The following is a 16,205-nucleotide window of genomic DNA, read 5'->3' as shown; positions in this document are numbered from 1 at the left end:
TCAAGGCTCCTTGCGGAGCCTTGTCGTCATTGAATGAACCAAAAGCACTACTCTGCGGCGATCTGTCGCCGTTGCAGGGCTTGCGTCATGCCGTAAAGCCCATAACACAACAGCTCCAGTATAATCAGCGCGGAAAAAATCGACAGCGACAGCATGACGCCATAGTTGGGTATTTCGACGGCGTAAAACACGGCTAAAGGGGTCATCATCGCCACCAGAATGCTGGCATTGATGATCCTCAGCCGATTGTCGTTCATCAGGTTGGCGCGAATATAACCCCGTAAAATCCACAGCATCGACACACCGACGATGGCGATGAAAAATTCCGCATTCATGTAAATCGTTCTGCTCCCGGCCGGCAACAGATCAAATCGATCAAGAATAAGACACAATGCAACGAACAATAGGGGCGCCGCCAGGCACAGCAGCGCCAGGAAGCTGAACTGCTGTTTTTTCTGCGGCTGATGCCCCAATATTTTTAGCAGGATGCTCTCAATATCCAACACCGCGCCGATGGAAATGCAGATCAGGCCAAAGGTTAACGGCCAGTATTGCAGCACTTCACTCCCGCCGATAACCCGGCTCAGACAGATGACGACAATGATGTTGCTCATGAGCGACGAGGCGGTCATCAGAAAGGCCGAAAAGTAAGGCGCGATGATTTGCCGATAGTGCCTGCCGCCCCCTTCGTGCAGCCGAATCCCCTGACGCAGGACCAACAGCAACAGCAAAATGGCCTCCGTATAGGCACCCGCCACAAGCGCAAGGATCGCCGCCATATCCACAGGCACCTGAAACCGGGTCAGCGCATAACAACCGAGCACCGAAACCAGCACGCGGACGAAAGAGGCGCGGCTCATCAGGGCGGTTTTCCCTTCCAGGATGCAACATCCCTGCAGATAACGTCGGACGCCTACGGCCAGCAGAGAAAGCGAAAACACGTGGGTAATAAAGGCGATATGCGGGCTGATATGTTGCCTAAAACCCCAAACGCCCAGATTGAATATCAAAAAGACCGCGACGGCGAGCAGCGCGGAAAACATCAGCGTCTCCGCACTCTTTTTCATTTTGATGACCACCGCGCACAGAGGGAAAACAAACGCGTTGGCAAACATGAAAGTACTCAAGGCAACGGCGTAATCGCCGGATGCCTTGAGGCTGTAAGCCGAAAGAATAAGCGAGATGATAGGGAGTTCCAGATTCAGCAGACTGATGCTGATTGCACTGGGAAACCATAATCGCAACATGCCGGCGGTATTCATTTACTGACTCTCCCCGTCATCTGCCGCCACGGCATCGTGATAAGGCAGGTAGTCATTTACCAGCCATTGGAAGTCCGCCGTTAAAGACGCCAGCGAATCATTCCACAGCAGGATCCCGCCAATGCGGTCGCGTACGCTCTGCGGTCTGGTCAGCAGCGTGCCGTGCGGAACCTCCCATGTCGTTTTATATGCGCTGCCGACGCTGATGTTTTTTTCTATATCGGCGCGCGCGCCTTCCCGATGCGGATACCACACCCAGGCGGCGTAACCGGCAGGCCGCTCGTTCGCCTGTTCCAGCAGGCCCATTTGCGCCAGAAAATGTTGTTCCTCGATATTGCGGCCAGAACACAGGGCATGCATTTGCGGGATCCAGCCGCCGGGCGCGCGGGCGGCGATTTCCAGAAACACGATACGGTCATCTTTGGTCAGAAAGGCTTCCAGATGAGTCGCGCCGTCAGGCACATAGCCCAACGCGTCGAATACGCGGGAGTTATAGGCTTCGAAGCGCGAATACAGCGGATTTTCTTTGTCCAGCGGCAAACTGCCTACTGGCTTGCCATCAATAAACTCGGCGTTGGGGTGGCTGTATTGGCAGATATAAATATCGGCGATCTTTCCTTGATAGACCAGGCTGTCGATATGGAACAGCGTTCCTTCAATAAATTGGTCCAGCTCATAGTTTTCAACGTCTTTATTGGTTTCACACCATTGCCGCAGCGCCGGGCGGTCATGAATTTTGGCGATTCGCTCACTGCCGGCCGAATCAATTTGCTTGGCAAATATCGGATAAGACAAAGGCTGCTCAACTTGCTGAAGATAACGTTCAGGCGCTGCCTGATAGGCCTGTGGAGAAAAGGGCACGACCAGAGGGATATCGATATCGCCGGCGGCGATGACAGCCTTCATGCGCAACTTATTGATAAAGGGCTCGGTTTGCGCAAACGTTGCCCCCTGAATACCGAATGTCTCCCGCAGGCGCGCTGCATGCCCCAGAAAATACTCGTCGTTGGTGATGATTCTCACCTCCGCCATATTGGTGATATTGCGACGGGTAAAAAGATCGCGACAGGCTTGCTCCAGTTCTTCTGTCGTGAAGGGATCGCAGATTTGAATATCGTCGAAACAAGGTTTTTGATCTGCGGGCAAATTGCCCCAGCCCTGTTTCCCCGTCAGCAGACAGACCGCGTATTTTTCCCTGTCGATCATCTTATTCCAGTCAGTCCGGAAGGTGACAATGTTCTGCAATATGATAAATGTTTTCATGCGATAACCTCTTTCCCTGCAGTTTTAGTTGGTAATGGGCGACCAGTCGGCCGTTCTGACCGTTTTGCCGTAAAAGTCCGTGACGGTAGCGGTATCCGTTTGCCAGTGATCGCTCGGCACCACCACTTTGCCGGAAGCGCTGGGGATATCGATAACGTGCTGGGGGAAGGCGAGGCCGGACAGTTCATTGCGCAACTGCGTCATGATCGCCATCTCATCTTCGAGGCGCATGACAAAACGCCGGGTAGAGGTGACTTCCTGACCGTGATAAATGTAATACGGGCGAACGCCCAACTCGAATAAACGCAAAAATAGGGTTTTCAGCGTGTCTTTGTCGTCATTGATTGTTTTCAGGAAGACGGTTTGCGTCAGCAACACATAGCCCATCTTTTTGAAAGCCCGGATCATCTCGATGACTTCAGGTTGCAGCTCATCGGGATGGTCGATATGCAGGCTCAAATATACCGTCGGTTTAGCCTGCGCCAGCTCTTCCATCAATTCCATACGCACCTTGCCGGGGTTTTGCAGCGGATAGCGGGTATGGATCCTGACCACTTTTACGTGGTCGATCGCTTTCAATCGATTAAACAGATATTGCAGACCTTTGGGGTTGGTCAGCGGATCGCCACCGCTGGCGATGACCTCGTAGATGCTTTTATCGTTGGCGATATAATCAACGATATCATCAATCTGAGACATTTTTAACCGACCTTCCACATCCAGGCCAACCCCCACGCGATCCTGCCGTTCACAATACCGGCAGTTGGCGGCACAGGTGTAAGAGAGCAAGACCAATAGTTGGCCATCATATTTTTTTACCGTACCAAAAACGGGCGTGGATGTTTTCTCGTTCAGCAGGTCAACGTCAAGATTGGCCGGCAATGTTTCATATTCAGGATTGAACTCATACATATCCTTTATTGCCTGGCTGGTTTTGCTGAGTTCTTTTAAATACGGCGTCAGCTTTTCTGAAAAACGCGTTTCTTCTTCAACCTGTTTAACGACAATATTTTGCTCGGCAGACATTGTTTTTCTCCATGCTTTTATTGATCACGACGGCTGTAAGATACTGTTCCCATTGACACAGTTGCGCACGCTAGCCCCGGCCATAATGCCCAAAAGCAGCTCGGCTGATTTGGTTCTCATTTCCAGGAACGATTCTTCAGTGTAAAAAGCTGAGTGTGCGGTAAGAATAACGTTATCCAGATCTCTGAAACCTGCGGGGATATCGGGCTCATTCTCCAGGACGTCCAGCCCGGCCGCAGCCACCTTGCCGGAATTAAGCGCCGCCAACAAAGCCTGTGAATCCACAATGCCCCCGCGTGCCGTATTGACCAGCAATACGCCTTCTTTCATTTGCTGAAACTGCGGTTCGGAAAGGAGATGGTGGGAAGTGCGGTTTAGGGAAGCGTTGACAGACACGATATCCGCCGAAGCGAGCAGCTCCTCAAGGGATTCACAGCGCGTTACGCCATGCGTTTTATCAATACCGCTGGCGACATAGGGGTCGTAAAACCGGATGTTCAGACCAAAGGCCGCCGCTCTTTTTGCCACGGCACCGCCGATGCGGCCAAAACCGATGATCCCCAGGGTCTTATCGCGCAAGCGATACAATTTTTTGACGCTGGCCCAGTCCCAACCACCTTGTCTGACATGCAAATTGATGTCGTTGAGTTTACGGGCTACGCCGAGCAGTAGCGCCAAGGTGTGATCGGCCACTTCTTCTGTGCCGTAGTCGGGAATGTTGTACACGGCGATGCCGAGCTGCCTGGCAGCGTCAATATCCACATTATCGTAACCGACGGCGGCTTTAACGATTGCGCGGCAGCGGCTTAAATTGCTTAAAAAAGCCTGATTGAACTGGATGGACGGGATGCACGCCCAGATGATCATGAACTCTATTTCAGGCAGGATCTCGGTGGGTATTTCATTGATATTGCTGATATGTACCAAGCGAACATCATGTCCTGCCAGGATTTCTCGTTCAATATCCGGCTGGGGAAAATGTTTTTCCGTTGTCGAATCAACGATTAAAACCTTGGTGCGTCTGGATTCCATCTAACGTCCACCTCATAATTGTTAAGATAACATTAACATTACAAACTGAGCGTTAATTGAAGCATGGTTCTTTTTTTCTAACAAGCCGATGGGTTTTGGCTTTAAAAACCACCATTTTTTATTTTTGCAGGTGATAAAACCAATGGTTGTGATTTTGTTAATCAAAAAAACAGAAAATGAGTAAAGAGTGGAAATATTAATCTTCTGAAAGAAACAAAATAAACGTGAAAAATATTTACCTTTACCGGAGCGGGTAAGCGAGTCCTTTTACTTTCTGCGTGGGAAAGAATCCAATTTGCCCGATATGACGGAGAGACTTGGGACGGAGCTATTCATCGCCATTCACAGAACCCAGGGCGCTCAAGTGAACGACCGTTTCACCTGCGCAAATATGAGGGTCACCCATAGCTTTTCCTTATATAACTCTTCATTTGAAATAATCTAATTTCAGTCCGGTTTTAGCATTACTTTTTCTAATTCCATAACCGGTTATCAAAAGTCGAAATCCCGCGACTGACCGTTGGTTTGTTATATAACTTTGGATTTTTGGTGCTTCAATTGTTGTTTTTGTGCCTTAAAGCGCATTTTTCCAGTTAAAAACTCTGCACACTAGCCCGGCGTTTTACTGGCGACGGACACCGCCAAGCCTATTTTAACTTATGGTTAATGCGGTCGTTCGGTGATAACGTCAGAACAAAGGTATCGTTTGCGTCACGACGGTTAGCCACAGTTTCCGTACGTTTCGGCGCAGCGTTTCTGTTGGGCAGTCAGTGCGCCACGTAACCCGGCCCGCGAGCCATAATCTGACGTATTGCGTGGCAGCACCCTAACTTCAGCTACTGAGTGGAATGAGGGAAAAGATGGCAAAGCAAACCCCACTGTACGACCAGCACGTGGCGTGCGGTGCGCGCATGGTAGATTTTCATGGCTGGATGATGCCGCTGCATTACGGATCCCAGATCGATGAGCACCACGCCGTGCGTCAGGATGCCGGTATGTTCGACGTCTCCCATATGACCATTGTGGATCTGCACGGTGCCCGCACCCGCGAGTTCCTGCGCTATCTGCTGGCGAATGATGTCGCCAAACTCACTCAACCCGGCAAGGCGCTGTACACCGGCATGCTGAATGCGTCCGGCGGCGTGATCGACGATCTCATCGTTTACTTCCTTACTGAAGACTATTTCCGCCTGGTGGTGAACTCCGCCACGCGCGACAAAGACCTGGCCTGGATCGAAGAACACGCTGCACCTTATGGCATTGAGCTGAGGGTGCGTGACGATCTGGCGCTGGTTGCGGTGCAGGGCCCACAGGCCAAAGAACGCGCCGCCACTCTGTTTACCCCGGAACAAAAAAACGCGGTTGCAGGCATGAAGCCCTTCTTCGGCGTACAGGCCGGGGATCTGTTCATTGCCACCACCGGCTATACCGGCGAAGCGGGCTATGAAATCGCCTTGCCGAAAGAGCAGGCGGCGGATTTCTGGCAAAAGCTGTTGGCGGCGGGCGTTAAACCGGCCGGCCTGGGCGCGCGCGACACCCTGCGGCTGGAAGCGGGCATGAATCTGTACGGCCAAGAGATGGACGAAGGCGTTTCGCCGCTGGCTGCCAATATGGCCTGGACCATCGCCTGGCAACCGGAAGATCGCCAGTTCATCGGCCGTGACGCGCTGGAACAGCAGCGGGAACAGGGTACCGAACAACTGGTCGGCTTGATCATGACGGAAAAAGGCGTATTACGTAATGAGCTGCCGGTGCGTTTCACCGACGCGGCAGGCCAGGCGCACGAAGGGGTGATCACCAGCGGCTCCTTCTCGCCGACCCTGGGCTTCAGCATTGCCCTGGCGCGCGTGCCCGCCGGTATCGGCGAGCAGGCTATCGTGCAAATCCGCAACCGCGAAATGCCGGTCAAGGTCACCAAACCTGGCTTTGTCCGTGCCGGTAAGCCACTGATTAATTAATTTTTTGTTTATTGATTCTTTATTTCTTCGAAGGAGTAACTGGCGATGAGCAATGTGCCAACAGAATTGAAATACGCGGCATCCCACGAATGGGTGCGTGACGAAGGCAATGGCGAATACGTGGTAGGCATCACCGAACACGCGCAGGAATTGCTGGGCGACATGGTGTTTGTCGATCTGCCAGACGTTGGCGCGGCAGTGACCGCCGGTGACGACTGCGCCGTGGCGGAGTCGGTGAAGGCCGCTTCCGATATCTATGCGCCAATCAGCGGCGAAATCGTTGCGATTAACGATGCGCTGGAAGCCTCTCCGGAGCTGGTGAACAGCGAGCCTTATGGCGATGGTTGGTTGTTCCGCATCAAGGCTTCCGACGCTGCCGAGCTCGGTAAGCTGTTGGATGCCGGTGCGTACCAGGCTTCTATCGACGAGTAATCAGCATACTCTTCGTCTTTCAAGCAGCAGCGTTGTTATCTGCATTTGCTTACCCCAGTGACTGACTTAAGTAAGCGTCTGGGGTAAGCAAGCCGGTCGCCTGGCGGCAACTTGAAATCCATTGAGTATGTAACGCCTTTATCCGAGCTTCGAGGGTAGGGCGTTTCAGTTATAGAACAGGCTATATCCCGTACCCCGTCAGCATTCAGGAATTTGTAGCAATGACTCAGACACTCAGCCAACTTGAACACAGCGAAGCGTTCATCGAACGCCACATCGGCTCTTCTGCGCAACAACAGCAGCAGTTGCTGGAAGCGGTGGGCGCACGGTCGCTCAGCGCGCTGATCCAACAGATTGTGCCGGCAGACATTCAACTGCCGGGGCCGCCGCCGGTGGGCGATGCGGCGACTGAACATCAGGCGCTGGCCGAACTGAAGGCGATTGCCTCGCAGAATCAGCGCTACAAATCCTATATCGGTATGGGCTACAGCGCGGTGTTGACGCCGCCGGTGATCCTGCGCAACATGCTGGAAAATCCGGGCTGGTACACCGCATATACGCCATATCAGCCGGAAGTGTCGCAAGGCCGCCTTGAGGCGTTGCTGAACTTCCAGACCCTGACTCTGGATCTGACCGGTCTGGATCTGGCGTCCGCTTCGCTGTTGGACGAAGCCACCGCCGCCGCCGAAGCGATGGCGCTGGCCAAGCGCGCCAGCAAGCTGAAAGACGCCAATCGTTTCTTCGTGGCTGACGATGTGCACCCGCAAACGCTGGACGTGGTACGCACCCGTGCCGAAACCTTCGGCTTTGAAGTGATCGTCGATAAAGCCGAGAAGGTGCTTGAGCTGCAGGGCGTATTCGGTGTGTTGCTGCAACAGGTGGGCACCACCGGCGAGCTGCACGACTACGGCGCGTTGCTGGCTGAGCTGAAAACCCGCAAAATCGTCACCAGCGTGGCGGCCGACATCATGGCGCTGGTGCTGTTGACCGCACCGGGCAAACAGGGCGCAGACGTGGTCTTCGGTTCCGCGCAACGCTTTGGCGTGCCTATGGGCTACGGCGGCCCGCACGCCGCCTTCTTCGCCTGCCGCGATGAATTCAAACGCTCAATGCCGGGCCGCATTATCGGCGTTTCCCGCGACGCCGCCGGCAACACCGCGCTGCGTATGGCGATGCAAACCCGTGAGCAACATATCCGCCGCGAAAAGGCCAACTCGAATATTTGTACCTCGCAGGTGCTGCTGGCCAACATCGCCAGCCTGTACGCGGTGTACCATGGCCCGCAGGGCCTGCAGCGCATTGCCGGGCGTATCCATCGTCTGACCGACATTCTGGCCGCCGGGCTGCAACAGGCCGGTCTGGCGCTGCGTCATAAAACCTGGTTCGATACCCTGACGGTGGAAGTCAAAGACAAGGCCGCCGTGCTGGAACGCGCGCTGAGTTTTGGCATCAACCTGCGTACCGATATTCACGGCGCAGTCGGCATTACGCTGGACGAAGCCACCTCGCGTGAAGACGTGCAGACGCTGTTCGCTCTGTTGGCGGGTGACGAGCACGGGCTGGACATCGACGCGCTGGACGCGGCGGTGAGCAAAAACAGCCAGTCGATCCCGGCGGCAATGCTGCGCAAGGATCCGATCCTCTCCCATCCGGTATTCAACCGCTACCACAGCGAAACCGAGATGATGCGTTACATGCACCGTCTGGAGCGTAAAGATCTGGCGCTCAACCAGGCGATGATCCCGCTCGGTTCCTGCACCATGAAGCTGAATGCTGCGGCGGAAATGATCCCGATCACCTGGCCTGAATTCTCCGAACTGCACCCATTCTGCCCGCCAGAGCAGGCGGCAGGCTATCAGCAGATGATTGGCCAACTGTCGCAATGGCTGGTGCAACTGACCGGTTACGACGCGGTTTGCATGCAGCCGAACTCTGGCGCGCAGGGCGAGTACGCCGGCCTGTTGGCGATCCGCCGTTACCACGAAAGCCGTAATGAAGCGGGCCGCCATATCTGCCTGATCCCAAGCTCGGCGCACGGCACCAACCCGGCTTCCGCCCAGATGGCGGGCATGAGCGTCGTGGTAGTGGCTTGTGACAAGAACGGCAACATCGATCTGCACGATCTGCGCATCAAGGCGGAACAGGCGGGCGAAGAACTGTCCTGCATCATGGTGACCTACCCGTCGACCCATGGCGTGTACGAAGAAACCATTCGCGAAGTGTGTCAGATCGTTCATCAGTTCGGCGGCCAGGTGTATCTCGACGGTGCCAACATGAATGCTCAGGTCGGCATCACCACACCGGGTTACATCGGCGCAGACGTCTCGCACCTCAACCTGCATAAAACCTTCTGCATTCCGCACGGCGGCGGCGGCCCGGGTATGGGCCCGATCGGCGTCAAAGCGCATCTGGCTCCGTTCGTGCCGGGTCACAGCGTGGTGCAGATCGACGGCGTAACCACTCAGCAAGGCGCGGTGTCCGCCGCACCGTTCGGCAGCGCTTCTATTTTGCCAATCAGCTGGATGTACATCCGCATGATGGGCGCGGAAGGGTTAAAACTGGCGAGCCAGGTGGCGATCCTCAACGCCAACTACATCGCGACCCGCCTGAAAGATGCCTACCCGGTGCTGTATACCGGCCGCGACCATCGCGTGGCGCATGAATGTATTCTCGACATTCGTCCGCTGAAAGAAGAGACCGGCATCAGCGAAATGGACATCGCCAAGCGCCTGATTGACTACGGTTTCCATGCGCCGACCATGTCGTTCCCGGTTGCGGGCACGTTGATGGTCGAACCCACCGAATCGGAAAGCAAGGTGGAGCTGGATCGCTTTATCGACGCGATGCTGGCCATCCGCGGCGAGATTGACCGGGTAGCGAAAGGTGAATGGCCGCTGGAAGACAACCCGCTGGTGAACGCGCCGCACATTCAGGCGGAACTGGTCAGCGACTGGCAGCATGCCTACAGCCGCGAGCTGGCGGTATTCCCTATCGCCGGTGTGCGTGAGAACAAATACTGGCCGAGCGTGAAGCGTCTGGATGACGTGTATGGCGACCGCAATCTGTTCTGTTCCTGCGTGCCAATGAGCGACTACGAATAACACATTCGGTAAAGTTTGTTAGTAAGGGACACCGCATGATGCGGTGTCCCTTTTTTATTGCCGGGCCGCAGTGGTTGCGCTTCACTGCTTAATGGGCAAACTCAATGGCATAAGGAATCGTTATGAAAGCGGCAATCGTAAAAGCGTTAGGGCAGCCACCGGTTTTTGGGTCAGTCGAAGAGCCGCAGGCTCAGGCCGGCGAGGTGTTGATTGAGGTGACGTTGGCGGGCATCAAGCAACTTGACCGCGCGATGGTGGCGGGAACCCATTACTCCAGCCCCAGGACCTTGCCGATTGTGCCCGGCACCGATGGCGTGGGCTACACGCCGGATGGCCAACGGGTTTATTTTGCCTCGTTCCGCCAGCCGCATGGCGCACTGGCGGAAAGAACCGTCGCGTCATGGACAGTGCCGGTGCCGGAAGGCGTGGATGACGCCACTGCCGCGGCGCTGATAAATCCGGCTTTCGCCGCCTGGCTGCCGCTTCATTGGCGCGCCGAGGTGCAGCCGGGTGAAACCGTGCTGATTATTGGTGCCACGGGCACGTCGGGCAAGCTGGCGGTGGCGGCAGCACGTCAGGCGGGAGCGGGGCGAATTGTCGCTGCCGGTCGCCGTCAGAGCGTGTTGGATGCGCTGGACGTTGATGCTACGGTTGATCTTGGACTGGAAGGGGCCGCATTGACACAGGCTTTCGCCGCCGCAGCGGGGCCGCATGGCTATCAGGTGATTGTCGACTATATCTGGGGTGCCGCGACCGAAGCCTTGCTTGCGACGCTTAACAACCATGATTTGTCATCCTACGCCGGTGGGCGCGGCATACGTTTGGTGAACGTCGGGTCGATGGCCGGGCCGGATATCCGGCTGCCGGCGGCGGTGCTGCGCAGCAATCAACTGCAGATTATGGGCAGTGGCACCGGTAACTTCCCCCCAGTGGCGGAAATGCAAAGGTATGCCAAGGAGATCCTGGCCCTGGCGGCGGCAGGCAAGATCGCCGTCGAGACGCAGGAACATGGCTTGTCCGAGATTGCCGCCGTCTGGGATTTGAACAAGAAAAGCGACGTGCGTTCGGTGATCCGTATTTCGCGTTAGGCGTCAGCCCTGGCGGCCAGTTGGTCGCCAGGAAAAAACGGGTCAGCGCCGCCCCGCCGATGGCCAGCCCGAGCCACAGTTCCGTACCTGCCCCAAAATGGGCCAGATACCTTATTACTTTCCTTGTGGCGCCTGGTAATTTTCTGGCAGATCGATAACAAACCCGATACCGCGATCGTCAAGCCCTTCGGTGATCCGCAATTGCGCGCCGATTTTATCGGCCAGATTCTTGGCGATCGCCAGCCCCAGGCCGCTGCCGATCTGCTGGGTGCCCGGCACGCGGTAAAAGCGTTCAAACAGGCGTTTGCAATGTTCTTGATTCACACCCGGCCCGTTGTCGCGCAGGCTAATGTAGCAACCCATCGGCGACAGTGAGCGGATGTTGGCTTCGATATGACCACCGGCCGGCGCGTATTTGATGGCGTTATCCAGCAGGTTGGTGAATATGGCAATCAGCGAGTGGCGGTCGGTCTCAACCACCACATTTTCACTGCCATCCAGCGAAAGTTCGACGTTCTTCTCCAGTGCATAGGGCACGTGCTGCGCAATGCACTTGCTGATTTCAGCGTAGATATCCACCGCTTCTATCTTCAGCGGAAAGTTCTCCGACTCCAGTTTGGCCAGATCAATCAGCTGGCGTGACAGCGATGCCGCGCGATCCAGCCCTTGCTGCATGTCCTCAATAATTTCCTGCCGCTCGGTTTTATCCGCCACCTGGGTCAGCAAGTGCAATTGCGCCAGCACGGCGGCGATCGGGGTGCGCAGCTCGTGGGCGGCATCGGCCATAAAGCGTTTTTCACGCTGATTGGCGGCGTCGATACGCGTCATCAACTTATTGATTTCCAACACTACCGGCCGGATTTCCTGATATTGCTCACGGACGTTGATCGGCGATAAATTACCGGGTTTGCGATCGGAGATCATCCTGGCGATTTGCCGCAGCGGCCGCAGGCTGAAATAGGCGGTGATCAGCAGAGCAACAATTATGGCAGCCAGGACCACCAGCAGCGGGATCGCGGTACTTTCCGCCGGGTTGCCGAAAATAGTGGTGCGGTTGTCAAAGGATTCGCCGACGATCACTCTAAAGCGCTGTTTATCGCTCCAACTGCCGGCGATATGCCACTTTACGTTGGCATAGCTGATGGTGCCGGACAGCACTGAAGGAGGCAGGGACAAGGGTTTTTCCTGCGGCGGCGAAGCGTAGAGCATCCGATTATTATGGTCGTAAACCAAAAACAACGGACGATAGTCTATTTCGTCCTGCATGCCGTTTTTGATCGAATCGATATACATTATTTCGATATCTTTGATAATCTCGAGATAATTGTGTTCGGTAATGTCGGTTTTATCGAGAATGTTGGCGATACCGAGTGCGACAATGCGTTGCTGATTATCTAAATACTTCTCTGCATCGGGGTAATACAGATATTTTACCCAGCCAAGCAATATTCCCCAGAGTACGAGTATTGCCATAACCTGAAAAACAATGGTGCGTATAAAAAAAGACTTGAAACTAATCATCCCTGCGTCTCTTTTTTTAATAAATAGCCGATGCCGCGCACGGTAATAATTCTTTCCTTGCCGATCTTGCGTCGCAGGTTATGCATGTGCACCTCCAGAGAATTACTTTCCACGCTGTCGCCATTGCCGAACAGCCGCTGTTCCAATGTGGCTTTGCGCACCACAGTTCCGGCGCAGCGCATCAGCTCATGCAGCAGGCGGTACTCTTTTTTTGATAGCAGCAACAGTTCGTCTTCCAGGGTGACCTGATGGTTCATCGGGTCCAGATACAGATTGCCGAGACTCCAGGTTTGGGAGGCGAACCCGGCCATGCGTCGGTTCACCGCCTTCACGCGTGAAATCAATTCCGGCAGCGCAAAAGGTTTGGCCAAAAAGTCGTCTGCACCGGAATCCAGGCTATTGACCAGGCTCTCGATGCGGTCGCGCGCGGTCAGAATAATGATCGGAATATTTTGTCCGGCGGCGCGCCATTCGACCAGTTTCGTCAAGCCGTCGCCATCGGGCAGGGTCAGATCCAGCAGCATTAAATCGAAGCTGCCCTGCGATAATTGAAGTTGTGCATCATGGACCAGCCGCACCCAGCACAGATCGAACCCTGCAAGTTCCAATGCGCGGCACAGGGCTTTGCCCAATTGCAGATCGTCTTCCACAAGCAAAATGTTCACTGGATATCCGGTTTATGTCACGGCGCTGGCGGCTATATAACTACAACCCTCAGCGGAAGACAACGCCGTACGGCTCTTCGGTTATGCCTTCTTAAGCAAACCTTAATCTGGCGTTAATTTCGCGTTAAGGCAACGACTCAGGGTTTCGGGTAGGCTGCTCCAGCACAACAGTCACCTTAGGGTAAAAAAATGCATGCTGGCAACGCTTTAAATTTAGCCCTCTCTGGCGGGATTGTCCGTCCGTGCGTGATTTTATTTATCGCTCTGGAGCTGCTGATTTTTCACATAGGTGCCCGGGAGGAAAATAATTCAGTCCCACACCCTCCAGCCGTACAGCTCAGCTCACATACGGAGATGTCGGATGTTTTTGACAGTTTAAAACCACGTATGAAAAAACAATTACGGCGTCTGATAGCGCTATAACACTCCCATTAAATAATAAGGTAGATACGGTGAAAAATACCCTGGGTTATTCTGCGGTGACGTTATTGATGTTATTTCCCCTGCAGGGGTTTACACAGGATGACGGAGAAGCTTCATTGAAACTCAGTGGCGGTATGGCGGTAGCACCGGTTTATCAGGGGGCTTCCAGCTATAGCGCCGTGCCGCTGTACGACATTCAGGCCGGTTACGATAAATCGGCCTGGGGTGATTTCAGTCTGGGCCTGATCGACGGCGCACGCTGGCAGTTACCCTTGTCAGGGCCGTTTGGCATCGCCTTATTGGCCGGTTATGACGACGGGCGGGATGAGGAGGTGAAAACGTTGAGCGGCCGCAATAAGCGGCTAAAAGGCATGGGTGACCTCGACGGCGCTCTTGAGGCGGGTATAGAGCTGAGCTATAAATTTGACCCTTTCCATGCCTTTGTAAAAGGTATGCAGGCCACCAAAGCGCGTCGTTACGGCGATGAGGATCTGGGGCATACCGCCTATGTCGATCTGGGGGTGGCGGCGGTTTATTCGCTGAGCGAGACGCTGACCCTGTCGAGTGATCTGAGCACCACCTGGGCCAACAGCGGTTATCAGCGCGGCTATTTTGGCGTGACGCAGCGGCAGGCGCAGCAAACCTCTTTCGCCGCCTATCGGCCGGGGAGCGGTTTTAAGCAGGTGACGCTCAATGGCGCGCTGAATTACCAATGGACGCCGGAAATCGCCTTCCAGGCCGGTGCGGGTATCTATACTCTGTTGGGTGACGCGGCCAAAAGCCCGATCGTCGAGAAAAAAGTGGCTGGGGTTGCCTTCCTGGGGGCCAGTTACAGTTTCTGATTTCCCAACCATAACAAGGAATAGCATGTCGAAAGTTGCACTGGTCACCGGCGCCAGCCGGGGCATTGGGCGCGCCACAGCGCTGCTGCTGGCCCGCCAGGGTTACGCGGTGGGTGTTAACTATCTGAAAGATGAAGCGGCGGCGCAGCAGGTGGTGGCGGAGATCGCGTCCCTGGGGGGGCGGGCGGTGGCACTGCGGGCGGATATCGCCGATGAAAGCCAGGTGCTGGCGATGTTTGCGGCGCTGGACGCGACCCTTGGCCCGATCGACGCACTGGTCAACAACGCAGGCATTCTGTTTCAGCAGGCCGGTATCGAGCAACTTACCGCCGAGCGCATCAACAAGGTATTGACCACCAACGTGACCGGCTATTTTCTCTGCTGCCGCGAGGCGGTGAAGCGCATGGCGAAGCGCCATGGAGGGAAGGGCGGAGCGATCGTTAATGTGTCGTCCGCCGCCGCCCGTTTGGGGGCGCCGGGCGAATATGTCGACTATGCCGCCTCAAAGGGCGCGGTCGACACGCTGACTATCGGGCTTTCTCTGGAGGTGGCGGCGCAGGGCATCCGGGTCAACGGCGTGCGACCGGGGTTTATTTATACTGAAATGCACGCCAGCGGCGGTGAGCCGGGGCGTGTCGACCGGATAAAAAGCGGGTTGCCGATGCAGCGTGGCGGCTATCCGGAAGAGGTGGCAGAGGCCATCGCCTTTCTGCTGTCCGATGCCGCGTCTTACGTGACCGGCAGTTTTATCGAGGCTGCCGGCGGGCGGTGATTGAACGCGGTGCTGCGTGCAACGATGCGGAAAGAGCCTGCTCAGCCCTCGTGCAACAGCGCGCTGCGGAACGACAGGATGTGCGCTTCTGCCGCGTCGGCCGCGGCGTCGCTGTCCTGGGCGGCCAGTGCGGCGATAATCGCCCGATGCTCCTCGATCACTTCCCGCATATGCCCTTCCCGCGACAACGTGCTGGCCCAAAAACGCTGCGCCCTGGCGTGCAGCACGCTCAAGATATCCGCCAACATGTTATTGCCGGCGATCAGCGCCAGTTCCTGATGGAACGCATGATCGAGCGTCATCATCCGAATCCGGTCGCGGCTCTGGCAGGCGGCTTCGATTTGTTGGTTGAGCGCGGTCAGCGCAGCGATCTGTGGCTCGGTAATCCTTTTGCTCGCCAGCCGCATGCACAGCATTTCATTGGCCAGCCGCACTTCGATCAGCTCCAGCGCGTCATCCATCGACAGCGGAGAAACCATCACCCCTTTGCGCGGGATCACCTGCAGCAACCCTTCATTCGCCAAACGGTGGATCGCCTGATTGATCGGCGTTCTGCCCATATCCAGTTCGCTCATGACCTGTGCGGTATTGAGATATTCACCGGGTTTATAGCTTAACGTCACCAGCGCCTGCTTGAAGCGCCGATAGGCCAGTTCATTCAGTGACAGCCCGGCTTCCTCTGCCGTCGGGAGTGCCTGGCTCTCTGCGTCAACGGTCATCACGTTCTGCTCCTGCAAGAAGAAAGTTTTTAGACATAGTACACAAAAACATGGCACGGAAATCGCTTATTTGGTTACTAAAGATATAGTGAAATTTCACA

13 protein-coding genes are annotated in these 16,205 nt (G+C 55.4%); 6 read left to right on the top strand and 7 right to left on the bottom strand.

The annotated features are described in order from the left end of the window. Positions 1-47: 47 nt before the first annotated feature. From ACUTQW_RS09760 to ACUTQW_RS09745, 4 genes are read right to left on the bottom strand one after another with little or no spacing between them, the layout of a single operon-like run. Positions 48-1,262 (bottom strand): hypothetical protein, encoded by a 1,215-nt coding sequence (locus ACUTQW_RS09760; RefSeq protein WP_006327760.1) that lies wholly within the window; start codon positions 1,260-1,262, stop codon positions 48-50. Beyond that, on the bottom strand, positions 1,263-2,525 hold the full coding sequence (locus ACUTQW_RS09755; RefSeq protein ID WP_020439709.1) for an ATP-grasp domain-containing protein: 1,263 nt from the start codon (positions 2,523-2,525) through the stop codon (positions 1,263-1,265). A gap of 24 nt (positions 2,526-2,549) precedes the next feature. Continuing rightward, the gene (locus ACUTQW_RS09750; protein ID WP_006327758.1) at positions 2,550-3,551 is read right to left on the bottom strand and encodes a radical SAM protein; all 1,002 of its coding nucleotides are present in this window, start codon (positions 3,549-3,551) and stop codon (positions 2,550-2,552) included. Positions 3,552-3,575: 24 nt separating this feature from the next. After that, on the bottom strand, positions 3,576-4,583 hold the full coding sequence (locus tag ACUTQW_RS09745) for a C-terminal binding protein (RefSeq protein WP_006327757.1): 1,008 nt from the start codon (positions 4,581-4,583) through the stop codon (positions 3,576-3,578). Positions 4,584-5,443: 860 nt separating this feature from the next. Here ACUTQW_RS09745 and gcvT point away from each other — a divergent pair. The 4 genes from gcvT (at position 5,444) to ACUTQW_RS09725 (ending at position 11,162) form a co-directional block, all read left to right on the top strand. Continuing rightward, complete coding sequence (gene gcvT, locus ACUTQW_RS09740; protein ID WP_037433588.1) at positions 5,444-6,541, top strand: glycine cleavage system aminomethyltransferase GcvT; 1,098 nt, start codon at positions 5,444-5,446, stop codon at positions 6,539-6,541. Between the two features lie 45 nt (positions 6,542-6,586). Continuing rightward, positions 6,587-6,973, top strand: coding sequence for a glycine cleavage system protein GcvH (gcvH, locus tag ACUTQW_RS09735; protein ID WP_004952479.1), 387 nt, complete (start codon positions 6,587-6,589; stop codon positions 6,971-6,973). Positions 6,974-7,194: 221 nt separating this feature from the next. Then, positions 7,195-10,074 (top strand): aminomethyl-transferring glycine dehydrogenase, encoded by a 2,880-nt coding sequence (gene gcvP / locus ACUTQW_RS09730; RefSeq protein WP_020439705.1) that lies wholly within the window; start codon positions 7,195-7,197, stop codon positions 10,072-10,074. Positions 10,075-10,196: 122 nt separating this feature from the next. Next, a complete protein-coding gene (locus ACUTQW_RS09725) occupies positions 10,197-11,162 on the top strand; it encodes a quinone oxidoreductase family protein (RefSeq protein WP_006327748.1) in 966 nt (321 codons plus the stop codon). 114 nt (positions 11,163-11,276) lie between these two features. Here ACUTQW_RS09725 and ACUTQW_RS09720 read toward each other — a convergent pair whose 3' ends face one another. Then, a complete protein-coding gene (locus tag ACUTQW_RS09720) occupies positions 11,277-12,683 on the bottom strand; it encodes an ATP-binding protein (protein WP_020439704.1) in 1,407 nt (468 codons plus the stop codon). Then, positions 12,680-13,348: a response regulator gene (locus ACUTQW_RS09715; RefSeq protein ID WP_013814392.1), complete on the bottom strand. Its 669-nt coding sequence runs from the start codon at positions 13,346-13,348 to the stop codon at positions 12,680-12,682. The genes ACUTQW_RS09720 and ACUTQW_RS09715 overlap by 4 nt, the downstream gene beginning before the upstream one ends. Positions 13,349-13,800: 452 nt before the next feature. Here ACUTQW_RS09715 and ACUTQW_RS09710 point away from each other — a divergent pair, with 452 nt between their 5' ends. Both ACUTQW_RS09710 and ACUTQW_RS09705 read left to right on the top strand, forming a co-directional pair. Continuing rightward, entirely contained in the window at positions 13,801-14,613 is an 813-nt protein-coding gene (locus tag ACUTQW_RS09710; protein WP_006327740.1) for a MipA/OmpV family protein, read from the top strand. Positions 14,614-14,638: 25 nt separating this feature from the next. Then, positions 14,639-15,385, top strand: a complete 747-nt coding sequence (locus ACUTQW_RS09705; RefSeq protein ID WP_037433583.1) for an SDR family oxidoreductase — start codon at positions 14,639-14,641, stop codon at positions 15,383-15,385. Positions 15,386-15,426: 41 nt separating this feature from the next. Here the strand turns inward: ACUTQW_RS09705 and ACUTQW_RS09700 are convergent, their stop codons facing one another. After that, positions 15,427-16,104 carry a GntR family transcriptional regulator gene (locus ACUTQW_RS09700; RefSeq protein ID WP_004952459.1) on the bottom strand — a complete coding sequence of 226 codons (678 nt, stop codon included), beginning with the start codon at positions 16,102-16,104 and terminating at the stop codon, positions 15,427-15,429. Positions 16,105-16,205: the final 101 nt, after the last annotated feature.

This window comes from Serratia sp. TSA_7 (assembly GCF_052692135.1).
The sequence above is the reverse complement of the archived record's forward strand: the minus strand, read 5'-3'. Positions and strand labels throughout refer to the sequence as shown.

Coding starts and splice junctions, on each gene's coding strand:
- ACUTQW_RS09760 (WP_006327760.1), bottom strand. CDS start 1,262: ATGAATACCGCCGGCATGTTGCGATTATGGTTTCCCAGTGCAATCAGC.
- ACUTQW_RS09755 (WP_020439709.1), bottom strand. CDS start 2,525: ATGAAAACATTTATCATATTGCAGAACATTGTCACCTTCCGGACTGAC.
- ACUTQW_RS09750 (WP_006327758.1), bottom strand. CDS start 3,551: ATGTCTGCCGAGCAAAATATTGTCGTTAAACAGGTTGAAGAAGAAACG.
- ACUTQW_RS09745 (WP_006327757.1), bottom strand. CDS start 4,583: ATGGAATCCAGACGCACCAAGGTTTTAATCGTTGATTCGACAACGGAA.
- gcvT (WP_037433588.1), top strand. CDS start 5,444: ATGGCAAAGCAAACCCCACTGTACGACCAGCACGTGGCGTGCGGTGCG.
- gcvH (WP_004952479.1), top strand. CDS start 6,587: ATGAGCAATGTGCCAACAGAATTGAAATACGCGGCATCCCACGAATGG.
- gcvP (WP_020439705.1), top strand. CDS start 7,195: ATGACTCAGACACTCAGCCAACTTGAACACAGCGAAGCGTTCATCGAA.
- ACUTQW_RS09725 (WP_006327748.1), top strand. CDS start 10,197: ATGAAAGCGGCAATCGTAAAAGCGTTAGGGCAGCCACCGGTTTTTGGG.
- ACUTQW_RS09720 (WP_020439704.1), bottom strand. CDS start 12,683: ATGATTAGTTTCAAGTCTTTTTTTATACGCACCATTGTTTTTCAGGTT.
- ACUTQW_RS09705 (WP_037433583.1), top strand. CDS start 14,639: ATGTCGAAAGTTGCACTGGTCACCGGCGCCAGCCGGGGCATTGGGCGC.
- ACUTQW_RS09700 (WP_004952459.1), bottom strand. CDS start 16,104: ATGACCGTTGACGCAGAGAGCCAGGCACTCCCGACGGCAGAGGAAGCC.